Genomic DNA, 14,655 nt, shown 5'->3' with positions numbered 1-14,655 from the left:
CTTTATGAGCAAAGACTACAAGGATCTGCTGGTTTCCCTCGACATCGGCACGTCGAAGGTGGTGGCCATCGTCGCCGAGCTGAAAGGCGAGGGTCACTACGAGGTGATCGGTCTCGGCCAGAGCGAGTCGAAGGGTCTGAAGAAAGGTGTGGTGGTCAACATCGAGGCCACCGTGCAATCGATCCAGCGCGCGCTCGAGGAAGCCGAGCTGATGGCCGACTGCAAGATCACCAACGTGTTCACGGGGATCGCGGGCAGCCACATCCGCAGCTTCAACTCGAGCGGGATGGTCGCGATCAAGGACAAGGAAGTCACGCAGACGGACGTCGCGCGCGTGATCGAGACCGCGAAGGCGATCAACATCCCGACCGACCAGCAGGTGCTGCACATCCTCACGCAGGAATTCATCATCGACGGCCAGGAAGACGTGCGCGAGCCGATCGGGATGAGCGGCATCCGGCTGGAAGTGAAGGTGCACATCGTGACGGGCGCGGTGAGCGCCGCGCAGAACATCGTCAAGTGCGTGCGCCGCTGCGGTCTGGAGGTGAACGACCTGATCCTGCAGCCGCTCGCGTCGTCGCTGGCGGTGCTGACGGAAGACGAGAAGGATCTCGGCGTGGTGCTGGTCGACATCGGCGGCGGCACGACCGACATCGCGATCTTCGCCGAAGGCGCGATCCGCCACACGGCGGTGATCCCGATCGCCGGCGACCAGATCACGAGCGACATCGCGATGGCGCTGCGCACGCCGACGCCGGATGCGGAAGACATCAAGGTCGGCTACGGGATCGCGAAGCAGGCGCTCGCCGATCCGGACGAAATGGTCGAAGTGCCGGGCCTCGGCGAACGCGGTCCGCGCACGCTGTCGCGCCAGGCGCTCGCGGCCGTGATCGAGCCGCGCGTCGAGGAACTGTTCTCGCTCGTGCAGCAGGTCGTGCGCGAGTCGGGTTACGAAGAACTCCTGAGCTCCGGCGTGGTCATTACCGGCGGCGCGTCGATGATGCCGGGCATGGTCGAGCTCGGTGAAGACATTTTCCTGAAACCGGTGCGTATCGGCGCGCCGGAATATGCAGGCGGCCTCTCCGACGTCGTGCGCAATCCGCGCTACTCGACGGCGATGGGGCTGCTCGTCGAAGGCAGTGCGCAGCGCATGCGCGGCCGCAAGGTCGCCGTGCAGTCCGGCAACGCGGGGCAGGTGTTCTCGCGGATGAAGGAATGGTTCCTGAGCAACTTCTGACAAACCGAATCGAAATTCGCGCTGGTGCCGGCGGCTGGCGCGCGACAGGGGGTTGCCCGATCTCCTGCCGAATAACGGCCGAGTAGCAGTCATTCTCTTGACGGAGGCAACAATGGAATTCGAAATGCTGGAAACCGAAACCAACGGCACCATCATCAAGGTGGTCGGCGTTGGCGGCGCTGGCGGCAATGCCGTCCAGCACATGATCAACCGCGGCGTGCAGGGCGTCGACTTCATCGTGATGAACACGGACGCCCAGGCGCTGTCGCGTTCGCGCGCATCGTCGGTGATCCAGCTCGGCAACACGGGTCTGGGCGCCGGTGCGAAGCCGGAAATGGGTCGTGCGGCAGCGGAAGAAGCGCGTGAGCGCATCGCCGACGCACTGCGCGGCGCGCACATGGTGTTCATCACGGCCGGCATGGGCGGTGGCACGGGCACGGGCGCCGCACCGGTGGTCGCGCAGATCGCGAAGGAGATGGGCATTCTGACGGTCGGTGTCGTCAGCAAGCCGTTCGAGTTCGAAGGCGGCAAGCGCATGCGCGTCGCCGAAGCAGGCTCGCAGCAACTGGAGGATCACGTCGACTCGCTGATCGTCGTGCTGAACGACAAGCTGTTCGACGTGATGGGCGACGACGCCGAGATGGACAAGTGCTTCCAGTGCGCGGACGACGTGTTGAACAACGCGGTGGCAGGTATCGCGGAAATCATCAACGTCGACGGCCTCGTGAACGTCGACTTCGAAGACGTGAAGACGGTGATGGGCGAGCAGGGCAAGGCGATGATGGGTACGGCGACGGTTGCCGGCGTCGATCGCGCACGCCTCGCGGCGGAACAGGCCGTGGCGAGCCCGCTGCTCGAAGGCGTCGATCTGTCGGGCGCGCGCGGCGTGCTGGTCAACATCACGTCGAGCCGTTCGCTGCGCCTGTCGGAAACGCGCGAAGTGATGAACACGATCAAGAGCTACGCGGCGGAAGATGCGACGGTGATCTTCGGTGCGGTGTACGACGACGCGATGGGCGATGCACTGCGCGTGACGGTCGTGGCGACGGGTCTGGGCCGTGCGGCGAAGAAGCAGCAGTCGGCCCCGATGACGCTGCTGCGCACGGGTACGGACAACCAGCCGGTCAGCGCGGTGTCGCACGGCTATGCGCAGCCGCATCACGTCAGCACGGCCGACTACGGCGCGCTCGATACGCCGGCGGTGTGGCGCAATTCGCGCGAAACCGCGGCATCGCACGTGCAGGCGCTGCAGGAGAAGGGTGTCGACACGTACGACATCCCGGCTTTCCTGCGCAAGCAGGCTGACTGACGCAAACACAGGCGAAGCCGCGGCGAAGTTGCCGCGGTAACGCCGGCGTGACGGATGCTACGGACCCAAACAGGCCGCGTCGGATGCGACGCCGGGCCGGGAAACGTGCCCTCTTCGCTTGAGCGGAGCGGGATGGGCCGTGCTGTCCGCAACACGTTGAAAAACCGTATCGCTATGAGGGACCAGCCATGATTCAAGTGGGCGACGCGCTGCCCGACGCGCAATTGTTCGAGTTCATCGACGACGCGCGCGAAGGGTGCACGCTGGGGCCGAACGCCTACAGCGTGCGCGACCAGGTTGCGGGAAAGCGGGTGGTGATCTTCGGATTACCGGGCGCGTTCACGCCGACCTGCTCGGCGCAGCATGTGCCGGGCTACGTCGAGCACGCCGAGCAATTGCGCGCGGCGGGTATCGACGAGATCTGGTGCGTGTCCGTCAACGACGCATTCGTGATGGGCGCATGGGGACGTGATCTGCACACCGCGGGCAAGGTGCGCATGATGGCGGACGGCAGCGCGGCTTTCACTCATGCGCTGGGGCTGACGCAGGATTTGTCCGCGCGTGGCATGGGAATTCGTTCCCTGCGCTACGCGATGGTGATTGACGGCGGTGTGGTCAAGACGCTGGCCGTCGAGGCGCCGGGCAAATTCGAAGTGAGCGATGCGGCGAGTGTTCTCGCGACGTTGACGTCCTGATCGTGCGGTGCGCCGTTGCCTTCCGGCAACGCTGCTCACCGGCCTCAGGGCAGTTGTAACACGGGCTGATGACCGGAAACGCCTCCGTTCCGGGCATCGGCCCGTCCCGTATCGGCGCGGGTAAACTGTCGAAACAGATTGATACGCAGTTTCAGACAGCGCTGAATAGGGAATTACGCTATAATCCCGCCTATCGAATATAACTCCTGATTGATATCTTCAATCAAGACGAAGAAGACCATGTTGAAGCAGCGCACCATCAAATCCATCGTGAAGACCGTGGGTATCGGTGTCCACTCGGGCCGCAAGATCGAGTTGACGCTCCGTCCCGCCGCGCCCGGCACGGGCATCGTCTTTTCACGCGTCGACCTGCCCACGCCGGTCGACATTCCCGCATCGGCGATGTCGATCGGCGACACGCGGCTCGCGTCGGTGTTGCAGAAGGATGGCGTGCGCGTGTCGACGGTCGAGCACCTGATGTCCGCGTGTGCGGGGCTGGGCATCGACAACCTGTACGTCGATGTGACGGCCGAGGAAATCCCGATCATGGACGGCAGCGCGGCCACGTTCGTGTTCCTGATCCAGTCCGCCGGCATCGAGGAGCAGAACGCGCCGAAGCGCTTCATCAAGGTGACGAAGCCGGTCGAGATCCGCGATGGCGACAAGTTCGCGCGTCTCGATCCGTATTTCGGCTTCAAGCTGAAGTTCTCGATCGACTTCCGCCACCCGGCCGTCGACAAGACGGGCCAGGAGCTCGAGGTCGATTTCGCGACCACGTCGTACGTGCGCGAGATCGCGCGTGCGCGCACGTTCGGCTTCGCGCACGAGGCCGAGATGCTGCGCGAGATCGGCCTGGCGCGCGGCGGCAGCATGGACAACGCGATCGTGCTCGACGAGTACCGGATCCTGAACAACGACGGGCTGCGCTATGACGACGAGTTCGTAAAGCACAAGATGCTCGACGCGATCGGCGACCTGTACGTGATCGGCCACCCGCTGCTGGCGTCGTACACCGCGTACAAGTCGGGCCACGGCCTGAACAACGCGTTGCTGCGCGAACTGCTCGCGCACGAAGACGCGTACGAGATCGTGACGTTTGACGATCCGCAGGCTGCACCGAAGGGGTTCGCGTTCGACGCGCAGACGGCCTTCGCGTGACCGGCGTTCAGCGCAAGCGATAAAAAAGCGACCCTCGGGTCGCTTTTTTGTTGGCTGGCGGCCGCCGACGATGGCCGGTGCGGTCAACGCGGCTTCGCGCCGTGCCGTGCCGCCATCCGCGCGAGCGCGGCCTGCAGCGGCGACGGCTCGAGGTGGTCGGCGAGGTCGCGCAGTGCGGCGGCGCCGGCCGAGGTCATCCGCGCCTGCTTCACGTGCGGCGGCTCCGGCGCGTCCTTCGGCCGCACGCGTACGCGCAGCGTCGTCACGGGCCAGCCGCGTTTCTGGAGGTCGCCGAGCAGCCGTACTTCGACCTGCCGCAGCCGCGCGGCCAGCGCATTGTGCGCGGCAAAGAGGGTCAGGGTGCCGTCCTTGATGAAGCCCGGCTCGACGTGATTCGCCAGATAGTCGGGCAGGCATGCGCCCAGGTCGCGCTGCAGCGACGCGATCTGCTCGACGCCCGCGCGCAGCGCCGCGAAAGCGTCGGTACGGCCGAGCACTTCGGACACGGGTTGCGGGCGATAGGCGGCGAGCGGGCCGAAACGCTTGGAAAATCGGTTCATCGAGGCTTTCTTCGAGCGCGCACGCGCGCGGACGTTGCAGCCGATTGTACCCGCGCCGGCCCGTACACGGGCGGCTTTCGGCTCCGCCCGCCCGGCCCCGGCGCGCGATGCCCGTCCGGCCGGGACGCAGGCGCACGCGTCCCCGCGTGCTAAAATTCAACGTTTGAGTCCACTAATTCGCTAAGCCGCCGAGGCTCGGGCGCCGGGGCGCGCAACACGCGCCGGGCGTCGGTGCTGCGACGCAGGATCCGATCCGATGACAACCGGTTTTCTCCAGAAAATTTTTGGCAGCCGCAACCAGCGGCTCGTCAAGCAATACCAAAAGACCGTCGCGACGATCAATGCGCTCGAAACGCAGATCGAGAAGCTGACGGACGACCAGTTGCGCGGCAAGACGGACGAATTCCGCCAGCGGGTCGCGGCCGGCGAGTCGCTCGACAAGCTGCTGCCCGAGGCCTTCGCGGTCTGTCGCGAAGCGAGCCGCCGCGTGCTGAAGATGCGGCACTTCGACGTGCAGATGATCGGCGGCATGGTGCTCCACTACGGCAAGATCGCGGAAATGCGCACCGGCGAAGGCAAGACGCTCGTCGCGACGCTGCCCGTGTACCTGAATGCGCTGGCCGGCCGCGGCGTGCACGTCGTGACCGTCAACGATTACCTCGCGCAGCGCGACGCCGAATGGATGGCGCGCCTCTACAACTTCCTCGGTCTGTCGGTCGGCATCAACCTGTCCGGCATGGAACACGACCAGAAGCAACAGGCCTACGCGGCGGACATCACGTACGGCACGAACAACGAATTCGGCTTCGACTACCTGCGCGACAACATGGTCTACGAGACCGACGCGCGCGTGCAGCGGGCCCTGAACTTCGCGGTCGTCGACGAAGTGGACTCGATCCTGATCGACGAAGCGCGTACGCCGCTGATCATTTCGGGCCAGGCCGAGGATCACACCGAGCTGTACGTGCGGATGAACGCACTGCCGCCGCTGCTCGAGCGCCAGATCGGCGAGGAGAAGGCCGACGGCACGGGCGTCGAGAAGCCGGGCGACTACACGCTCGACGAGAAGGCGCGCCAGGTGTTCCTGACGGAATCGGGCCACGAGAAGGCCGAGCGTCTGCTCGCCGAATGGGGCCTGATCGGCGAGGGCGAGAGCCTGTACGCGCCGCAGAACATCACGCTGATGCACCACGTGTACGCGGCGCTGCGCGCCCACACGCTGTTCCACAAGGATCAGCACTACGTCGTGCAGAACGGCGAAGTGGTCATCGTCGACGAATTCACGGGCCGCCTGATGGCCGGCCGCCGCTGGTCGGACGGCCTGCACCAGGCGGTCGAGGCGAAGGAGCACGTGAAGATCCAGAGCGAGAACCAGACGCTCGCGTCGATCACGTTCCAGAACTACTTCCGGATGTACGCGAAGCTGGCCGGCATGACCGGTACCGCGGACACCGAAGCGTACGAATTCAACGAGATCTACGGCCTCGAGACGGTCGTGATCCCGACCAACCGCCCGCCGAAGCGGATCGACAAGCAGGACCAGATCTACAAGACGGCCAAGGAGCGCTACGACGCGGTGATCCGCGACATCCGCGACTGCTACGAGCGTGGCCAGCCGGTGCTGGTCGGCACGACGTCGATCGAGAACTCCGAACTGCTGTCGCACCTGCTGAAGCAGGCCGGGCTGCCGCACGAAGTGCTGAACGCGAAGCAGCACGAGCGTGAAGCGGCGATCGTCGCGGAAGCCGGCCGTCCGAAGCGCATCACGATCGCGACCAACATGGCCGGCCGCGGTACCGACATCGTGCTCGGCGGCAACGCGGAGAAGCAGGCGGCGTTCATCGAGGCCGACGATGCGATTCCGGCCGACGAAAAGGCCCGTCGCATCCAGAAGCTGCACGACGAGTGGGAAACGCTGCACGAGGAAGTGAAAGCCGCGGGCGGCCTGCACATCATCGGCACCGAGCGCCACGAATCGCGCCGGATCGACAACCAGCTGCGCGGCCGTGCAGGCCGCCAGGGCGATCCGGGCTCGTCGCGCTTCTACCTGTCGCTCGACGACCCGCTGCTGCGTATCTTCGCGGGCGACCGCGTGCGCTCGATCATGGATCGCCTGAAGATGCCGGAAGGCGAGGCGATCGAGGCGGGCATCGTCACGCGGTCGATCGAATCGGCGCAGCGCAAGGTCGAAGCGCGCAACTTCGACATCCGCAAGCAACTGCTCGAATACGACGACGTGTCGAACGACCAGCGCAAGGTGATCTACCAGCAGCGCAACGAGCTGCTCGAGGCGCACGACATCACCGAGACGATCACCGCGATGCGTCACGGCGTGATCACCGAAGTCGTCCGCCAGTTCGTGCCGGAAGGCAGCATCGAAGAGCAGTGGGACGTGCCCGAGCTCGAGGAAGCGCTGCGCAACGACTGGCAGCTCGATCTCGCGATCCAGGAAATGGTGAACGAGTCGTCGTCGATCACCGCCGAGGAGATCCTCGACGCCGTGATGACGGCCGCCGACGAGCAGTACGAGGCGAAGGTCGCGATGGTCGGCCGCGAATCGTTCAGCGCGTTCGAGCGCTCGGTGATGCTGCAGACGGTCGACCGCCTGTGGCGCGAGCACCTGGCGGCGCTCGACCACCTGCGCCAGGGCATCCACCTGCGCGGCTATGCGCAGAAGAACCCGAAGCAGGAGTACAAGCGCGAGGCGTTCGAGCTGTTCGCCGCGATGCTCGACGCGATCAAGCAGGAAGTCACGCGCATTGTGATGAACGTGCAGATCCAGTCGCCGGAACAGCTGGAAGAGGCGGCCGAGCAGATCGAGGAGCGCGGCGGTCATCTCGAGAACGTCGAATACCAGCACGCCGACTACGCGGACGCCGGTGCGCCGGTCGCGAACGTCACCGCAGCCGCGGCGGCCACGGCGACGGCCGACATGGTCGGCAGCGCGATGACGCACAGCGGCCCCGGCGGCGAAATGCCGAAGGTCGGCCGCAACGACCCGTGCCCGTGCGGCAGCGGCAAGAAGTACAAGCAATGTCACGGGAAGCTGTCATGATCGGCGGCGGCGCGCGTCACGCGTGCCGCGTCGTTCGCAGCTTCGAGTCAGTGATGTGAGTTGTGGCGGCCCGCGCGTGCGGCCGCCGGTTCTTCCAATCGATGCCGGCGCGTGCCGGCATTTTCCATCCGGCAGGTGTGCCCCATGGCTGTCAATTTTCCGTCGATCGATCCCGCCCAACTGCATCCCGTCGCCGGCGTCACGCTCGGCTGGGCGGAAGCGAACATCCGCAAGCCGAATCGCAAGGACGTGCTGGTCATCTCCGTCGACGAAGGCGCGACGGTCGCGGGCGTGTTCACCGAAAACCGTTTCTGCGCGGCGCCGGTCACCGTCTGCCGCGAGCACCTGGCGAAGGTGCGTGCGGGCGGCGCGGGCATCCGTGCGCTGGTCGTGAATACGGGCAATGCGAACGCGGGCACCGGCGAGCCGGGCCTCGTGAACGCCCGTGAAACGTGTACGGAACTCGCGCGTCTCGCGGGCATCGAGCCGGCGCAGGTGCTGCCGTTCTCGACCGGCGTGATCCTCGAGCCGCTGCCGATCGATCGTCTGAAGGCCGGCTTGCCGGCTGCGCTCGCGAACCGCAAGGCCGCGAACTGGTTCGACGCCGCGCAGGCGATCATGACGACCGACACGCTGCCGAAGGCGACGTCGCGCCAGGTGACGATCGACGGCCACACGGTCACGCTGACGGGCATCAGCAAGGGCGCGGGCATGATCAAGCCGAACATGGCGACGATGCTCGGCTTCCTCGCGTTCGATGCGAACGTCGCGCAGCCGGTGCTCGACACGCTCGTCAAGGAAGTCGCCGACCGCTCGTTCAACTGCATCACGATCGACGGCGACACGTCGACGAACGACTCGTTCATCCTGATCGCATCGGGCAAGAGCACGCTGCCGGCGATCACGTCGACCGATTCGCCGGCCTATGCGGCGCTGCGCGACGCGGTGACGGAAGTCGCGCAGGTGCTGTCGCAACTGATCGTGCGCGACGGCGAAGGCGCGACGAAGTTCATGACGGTGCAGGTCGAAGGCGGCAAGAGCGTCGCCGAATGCCGCCAGATCGCGTACGCGATCGGCCATTCGCCGCTCGTGAAGACGGCCTTCTACGCATCCGACCCCAACCTGGGCCGGATTCTCGCGGCGATCGGCTATGCGGGCGTCGCGGATCTCGACGTCGGCAAGATCGACCTCTATCTGGACGACGTGCTCGTCGCGAAGGCGGGCGGCCGCAACCCGGCCTATCAGGAAGAGGACGGCCAGCGCGTGATGAAGCAGAGCGAGATCACGATCCGCGTGCTGCTCGGCCGTGGCGACGCGCAGGCCACCGTCTGGACGTGCGACCTGTCGCACGATTACGTGAGCATCAACGCGGATTACCGCTCCTGATCGGGAGCGCTCGAACGACATGGACAAGCTTGAACAGTTTCTGACGCGCGCGGAAGCGCTGCTCGGCCGTCTCGAAGGGATGCTGCCGCCCGCACCGGCGGCCATCGACTGGAACGCGGCGCACGCGTTCCGCTGGCGCAAGCGCCAGGGGCGCGGTTACCTGCAGCCGGTACCGGCCGTGTCGTCGATCACGCTCGGCGACTTGCACAACATCGATCGCCAGAAAGCACTGATCGACCAGAACACGCGGCAGTTCGTACAGCGCAAGCCGGCCAACAACGTGCTGCTGACGGGCGCGCGCGGTACCGGCAAGTCGTCGCTGATCAAGGCGTGCCTGAATGCGTACGCGAACGACGGGCTGCGCCTGATCGAAGTCGACAAGGACGACCTGCACGATCTCGGCGACATCGTCGACCTGATATCGCAGCGTCCGGAGCGGTTCATCGTGTTTTGCGACGACCTGTCGTTCGAGGACGGCGAATCGGGCTACAAGGCGCTGAAGGTCGCGCTCGACGGGTCGATCGCCGCGCAGTCGGACAACGTGCTGATTTACGCGACGTCGAACCGCCGCCATCTGCTGCCCGAGTACATGAGCGACAACGAGTCGTACAAGCATCTGCCGGACGGCGAGATTCACCCTGGCGAAGTCGTCGAGGAGAAGATCTCGCTGTCGGAGCGCTTCGGGCTGTGGGTCAGCTTCTATCCGTTCAAGCAGGACGACTACCTCGACATCGTCGCGCACTGGCTGCGTCACTTCGGCTGCCCGGATACGGAGATCGAGACGGCGCGCGGCGACGCGCTCGTATGGGCGCTCGAGCGCGGTTCGCGCTCGGGCCGCGTCGCGTGGCAGTTCGCGCGTGACTGGTCGGGTCGCAAGGAGCAGGCATGAGCGCGGATCTGGCAGAGGGCGCCGTGCGGGCGCCGGACGGCCGCAAGGTGACGGAAGTCGCGGTCGGCGTGATGGTGCAGCCGGACGGGCGCTATCTGCTCGCGCAACGCCTGCAGGGCAAGCCGTACGAAGGTTACTGGGAGTTTCCGGGCGGCAAGCTGGAGGCCGGTGAAAGCGTCGAGGACGCGCTGGCGCGCGAGCTGCACGAGGAACTCGGCATCGAAGTCACGGCCAGCCACCGCTGGCACACGCTCGAGCACGATTATCCGCACGCGTACGTGCGGCTCTATTTCTGCAAGGTGACGGGCTGGACGGGCGAGCCGCACAGCAAGGAAGGGCAGGCGTTCGTATGGCAGCAACTGCCGGTCGAGGTCGCGCCGCTGTTGCCGGCGGCGCTGCCGGTGCTCGAACTGCTCGAGAAGGAAGCGGCGTCGCAATGACGCCGTGGCGGCCCGCCTGAAACGCGGGCCATATCAGTGGGCGGCGGCACCGCGCGCCGCTCAGCTGTCGCGGCGGTTGTCCGTGCCGTCCTCTTCCGACGACGGACCCTCGTCGGAGGCGCCGCCGATCCGATACTTTTCCGCGGCCCAGGCGCCAAGGTCGAGCTGCTTGCAGCGGGCCGAACAGAAGGGACGGAACTTGTTTTCAGGCGTCCAGCGCACTTCTGCGCCGCACGACGGACATTTCACAACGGTAGTCATACGAAAGCGTTGAACCGGCACGCGGCCGTTACAGATTACACAGGGTCAGATGGAACGGTACGTCGATGTCCACCGCACGCGGCCGCACGTCGCCGTCCTGCATGGTGAACCGTACCCACAACATGTATTTGTTGGCGCTCGCTTCGGGAATCACGCGCAGCTCCGGCGGCACCCGCACCTGCATCAACTGGTAGCTGCGCCCGGACAGCATCTGCTGGTAGCTGCCCTGCATCGCCATGACCTTCGACGCCTGACCCGATTCGCGCGCGAGCCGCAGCACGATCGCCGCGGCGTCGCGCAACGGCAGCATCGGCAGGATCCACTTCGCGATGTCCTGGCGCCGCTGCTCGGCGGGCCATTGCTGCCACGCGTAGTACGACGGCAGGTCGAACTTGCACGTGCCGCCCGGAATCACCGCGCGGCTGCGGATGCTGGCGAGCCACTCGTTGTCGACGAGATGCTGGCCGGTCTTGCCCTGCATCTGCGCGAGATTCGCGAGCGTCTGCTCGATTTCGCCGAGCACGGCCTCGAGCGCATTCTGCTCGATGCCCGGATTGCCGCGAAAGGGGGCGAGCGTCTGGCGTTGACGTTCGAGCTCCTTCATCAGATCCGATTTCAGGTCCGCGCGGCCCGTTACCTCGGCGATCTCGAACAGCGTCGTCAGCGCGACGTGGTGCTCACGCGGGTCCTCCTGAGCCAAAAAGAACGCGAAGCGCTCGAACAGATCTTCGAGACGCAACAGCGTGCGAATTCGCTCGTTGAACGGATACTCGTAAAGAATCAAGCGCGCTCGCCTCTTGGGTAGGGATTGAAACAATGAAGGACATTCTAATGCCCCCTCTCTACCCTAGCAACGCGCCAATTTCGTACACCATCACGATTGCGTGCGAGGCTCAGTGCGCGGCGGCCGCGAATCCGACATAGCGTTGGTGCAGTGCATCGACCTGGGCGGCAAGAGCGTCGGGCGTGACCGCGTCGTTGACGATCACATCGTCGGCCGCAGCGAGGCGCGCTTCGCGCGTCGCCTGGCGCGCGATGATCGCTTCGACCTGTTCGCGCGTGAAACCGTTGCGTCGCATCACGCGCGCGATCTGCGTTTCGACCGGGCAGTCGACGACGAGCACACGATTGCTGCGCGCCTTCCAGGTGCCCGACTCGACGAGCAACGGCACGACGAACATCACGTACGGGCCCCGTGCTTCGCGCGCCTCGCGATCGGTCTCCGCGCGGATCAGCGGATGCGTGATCGCTTCGAGGCGCCGGCGCGCGTCGTCGTCGCTGAAGATCAGCGTGCGCATCTTCGCGCGATCGAGCGAGCCGTCGGCGGCCACGAAGCCGTGGCCGAAGGCCTGCTCGATCGCCGGCATCGCGAGGCCGCCCGGTGCGGTGATGCGGTGGGCAATCAGGTCGGTATCGACGAGCGATGCGCCACGGGCGCCGAACAGGTCGGCAACGGTCGTCTTGCCGCTGCCGATGCCGCCCGTGAGTCCTACTGAAAACATGTCAGCCTCCGAGCGCCGCATAGAAAGGGGTGCCGAAAAACAGCGTGGCGACGCCGCCGGCCGCGAGGAACGGGCCGAACGGAATCGGCTCCTCGAAGCGCATGCGGCCGCGCCAGGTCGCGACGAGCCCGACGACCGCGCCGGTCACCGCCGCGAACAGCACGACCTGCGGCAGTGCGGCCCAGCCCATCCAGGCGCCGAGCGCGGCAAGCAGCTTCAGGTCGCCGAAACCGATGCCCTCGATGCCGCGCAGCCATTTGAACAGCCAGTAGATCGACCACAGGAACAGGTAGCCGGCCATCGCGCCAATCACGGCCGAGCGCAGCGACGTGAAAGTGCCGCCGAGGTTCAGCACGAGCCCGGCCCACAGCAACGGCAGCGTCATCGAGTCGGGCAGGTAGCCGGTCCGGATATCGATCGCACTCATCGCGAGCAGCGCCGCGCACAGCGCGAACGCGGCGAACGCGGCGACGGTCGGGCCGAACGCCGCGAGCGAGCCGGCCGCGAGCAGTGCGCACGCGAGTTCGACGAGCGGATAGCGGATGCCGATTGCATGGCCGCAGCGCCGGCAGCGGCCGCGCAGCATCAGGTAGCTAAGGAGCGGAATGTTTTCCCAGGCGCGCAACACATGGCCGCAGTGCGGGCAGGCGCTGCGCGGGCGCCACAGATCGTAGCGCGGCGGATAACCGTCGTCGGGCGGGGCGCTCGCGGCGCCCGTCGCTTCGGCGATCTCGGCCTGCCACGCGCGCTGCATCATCACGGGCAACCGGTGCACGACCACGTTCAGGAAACTGCCGATGCAAAGGCCGATGACGACCGCGAACGCATACTGCAGCGCGGGCGGCAGCATCGCCAGCGCGAGCAGCGTGCTCTCGGGCGAATCGGAAATGGCGGACAGGGGCGCTGGCGTCATGAGGCTCGAGGTTGGACTAAAAGGCGACAGAATCGGTTGCGATGCTACACCACGTTGCCGAGCTGAAGGATCGGCAGGTACATCGCGATCACGAGGCCGCCGACGAGCGCGCCCAGGACGATCACGATCAACGGTTCGCCCAGCGCCGCGAGCGTATCGAGACGCGCGTCGAGCTGGCGTTCGCACAATGCGGCGATGTCGGCGAGCATCGTGTCGAGCGCACCGGTTTCCTCGGCGACGGCGATCGGTTGCACGACGTCGTCCGGAAAGCAGCCGGCCGAATGCATCGCATCGGCCAGACGCACGCCGCGCAGCACGCGTGCGGCGATGTGCGCGGTGGCGTGCGCGAACACCGGATGGCCGGCGGTGCGCTCGAGCGTGGCGAACGCATCGGCGAGCGGCACGCCGGCGCCGAGCAGGGTCGCCAGCGACCGGCACCAGCGTGCGGCCGCGAACCGTTCCAGCGCGCTGCCCGCGAGCGGCGCGCGCAGCAGGCGCCGTGCGAGCGCATGGCGTAGCGCGGCCGAGCGCCGAAGCGCGTGCTGTGCGGCCAGCCCCGTGGCGGCCGCACCGGCCAGGAGCACGCCGCCCCATGCCGACAGCGCGGAGGACAGCGCGAGCAGTGCGCGGGTCGGCGCGGGCAGGGCGGCGCCGAAGCCGTCGAAGATCTGCCGGAAGGTCGGCACGACCCACACCATCAATGCTGCGGAGATCGCGAGTGCGAACAGGATGACGGCGGCCGGATACGCGAGTGCGGCACGCAGCTTGCGCCATTGCGCATCGGCGCGCTCGCGGTGTTCCGCAATCCGCGTCAGCACGATGCCGAGCGAACCGGACGCCTCGCCGACCTCGATCAACTGGCGATACAGCGTGCCGAATTGCGATGGATAGCGTGCGAGTGCATCGGCGAAGCGCCGGCCGCCGACGATCTCGCGGGCGAGCCCCGCGGCGATGCGCGGCACGCCGTCGCGCGTACGGGTGCGCGCGAGCATCTCGAGCGACGGCGCGAGCGGCAGGCCGGCCTGCAGCAGGCTCGCGAGCTGGCGCGTGAAGCGTGTGATGTCACGCGCGGCCGCCGCAGGCGGACGGGCCGGCCCGCGAAGGTCGAGCGACAGTACCGCGATGCCGTTGCGCGCGAGCGTGGCGCGTGCGGCCGCGGCGTCGAAGGCGATGATGGTCCCGCGGCGGGGTGAGCCGTTGCGATGGCGGCCGCGCCATGCAAAGCGGGTTTCGCGCGGTGGCGTGCGCAT

14 protein-coding genes are annotated in these 14,655 nt (G+C 66.6%); 8 read left to right on the top strand and 6 right to left on the bottom strand.

Annotation, left to right across the window (positions count from 1 at the left end; translation table 11 throughout):
• Nucleotides 1-4 precede the first annotated feature (4 nt).
• The 4 genes from ftsA (at nt 5) to lpxC (ending at nt 4,399) form a co-directional block, all read left to right on the top strand.
• The gene (gene ftsA / locus BLS50_RS05955; protein WP_006487138.1) at nt 5-1,237 is read left to right on the top strand and encodes a cell division protein FtsA; all 1,233 of its coding nucleotides are present in this window, start codon (nt 5-7) and stop codon (nt 1,235-1,237) included.
• A gap of 112 nt (nt 1,238-1,349) precedes the next feature.
• Nucleotides 1,350-2,546 (top strand): cell division protein FtsZ, encoded by a 1,197-nt coding sequence (ftsZ, locus tag BLS50_RS05950; RefSeq protein WP_006477012.1) that lies wholly within the window; start codon nt 1,350-1,352, stop codon nt 2,544-2,546.
• A 188-nt stretch (nt 2,547-2,734) separates the two neighbouring features.
• Nucleotides 2,735-3,241, top strand: coding sequence for a peroxiredoxin (locus BLS50_RS05945; RefSeq protein WP_011544504.1), 507 nt, complete (start codon nt 2,735-2,737; stop codon nt 3,239-3,241).
• A 240-nt stretch (nt 3,242-3,481) separates the two neighbouring features.
• Nucleotides 3,482-4,399 carry a UDP-3-O-acyl-N-acetylglucosamine deacetylase gene (gene lpxC, locus BLS50_RS05940; RefSeq protein WP_011544505.1) on the top strand — a complete coding sequence of 306 codons (918 nt, stop codon included), beginning with the start codon at nt 3,482-3,484 and terminating at the stop codon, nt 4,397-4,399.
• Nucleotides 4,400-4,482: 83 nt separating this feature from the next.
• Here lpxC and BLS50_RS05935 read toward each other — a convergent pair whose 3' ends face one another.
• Complete coding sequence (locus tag BLS50_RS05935) at nt 4,483-4,959, bottom strand: DciA family protein (protein ID WP_006487136.1); 477 nt, start codon at nt 4,957-4,959, stop codon at nt 4,483-4,485.
• Nucleotides 4,960-5,215: 256 nt separating this feature from the next.
• Between BLS50_RS05935 and secA the strand changes: the two genes are divergently transcribed.
• The 4 genes from secA to BLS50_RS05910 all read left to right on the top strand — a co-directional run bounded on the left by secA (nt 5,216) and on the right by BLS50_RS05910 (nt 10,729).
• Entirely contained in the window at nt 5,216-8,014 is a 2,799-nt protein-coding gene (secA, locus tag BLS50_RS05930) for a preprotein translocase subunit SecA (RefSeq protein WP_011694136.1), read from the top strand.
• Nucleotides 8,015-8,158: 144 nt separating this feature from the next.
• A complete protein-coding gene (gene argJ / locus BLS50_RS05920) occupies nt 8,159-9,400 on the top strand; it encodes a bifunctional glutamate N-acetyltransferase/amino-acid acetyltransferase ArgJ (protein ID WP_006496770.1) in 1,242 nt (413 codons plus the stop codon).
• A gap of 19 nt (nt 9,401-9,419) precedes the next feature.
• Nucleotides 9,420-10,289 carry an ATP-binding protein gene (locus BLS50_RS05915; protein ID WP_012327857.1) on the top strand — a complete coding sequence of 290 codons (870 nt, stop codon included), beginning with the start codon at nt 9,420-9,422 and terminating at the stop codon, nt 10,287-10,289.
• Entirely contained in the window at nt 10,286-10,729 is a 444-nt protein-coding gene (locus BLS50_RS05910) for an NUDIX domain-containing protein (protein ID WP_053523940.1), read from the top strand. Before BLS50_RS05915 ends, BLS50_RS05910 begins: the two co-directional genes overlap by 4 nt.
• 60 nt (nt 10,730-10,789) lie before the next feature.
• Here BLS50_RS05910 and BLS50_RS05905 read toward each other — a convergent pair whose 3' ends face one another.
• From BLS50_RS05905 to BLS50_RS05885, 5 genes are all read right to left on the bottom strand, one after another.
• Nucleotides 10,790-10,990 carry a DNA gyrase inhibitor YacG gene (locus tag BLS50_RS05905; protein ID WP_011544509.1) on the bottom strand — a complete coding sequence of 67 codons (201 nt, stop codon included), beginning with the start codon at nt 10,988-10,990 and terminating at the stop codon, nt 10,790-10,792.
• Between the two features lie 28 nt (nt 10,991-11,018).
• Entirely contained in the window at nt 11,019-11,774 is a 756-nt protein-coding gene (zapD, locus tag BLS50_RS05900) for a cell division protein ZapD (protein ID WP_012327858.1), read from the bottom strand.
• A 109-nt stretch (nt 11,775-11,883) separates the two neighbouring features.
• Nucleotides 11,884-12,492: a dephospho-CoA kinase gene (gene coaE, locus BLS50_RS05895; RefSeq protein ID WP_011544511.1), complete on the bottom strand. Its 609-nt coding sequence runs from the start codon at nt 12,490-12,492 to the stop codon at nt 11,884-11,886.
• A 1-nt stretch (nt 12,493) separates the two neighbouring features.
• Nucleotides 12,494-13,405, bottom strand: a complete 912-nt coding sequence (locus BLS50_RS05890; protein ID WP_074801363.1) for a prepilin peptidase — start codon at nt 13,403-13,405, stop codon at nt 12,494-12,496.
• Nucleotides 13,406-13,449: 44 nt separating this feature from the next.
• Nucleotides 13,450-14,655: a type II secretion system F family protein gene (locus BLS50_RS05885; protein ID WP_074801360.1), complete on the bottom strand. Its 1,206-nt coding sequence runs from the start codon at nt 14,653-14,655 to the stop codon at nt 13,450-13,452.

This window comes from Burkholderia orbicola, from assembly GCF_900100915.1.
Lineage (GTDB): Bacteria > Pseudomonadota > Gammaproteobacteria > Burkholderiales > Burkholderiaceae > Burkholderia > Burkholderia orbicola.
The sequence above is the reverse complement of the archived record's forward strand: the minus strand, read 5'-3'. Positions and strand labels throughout refer to the sequence as shown.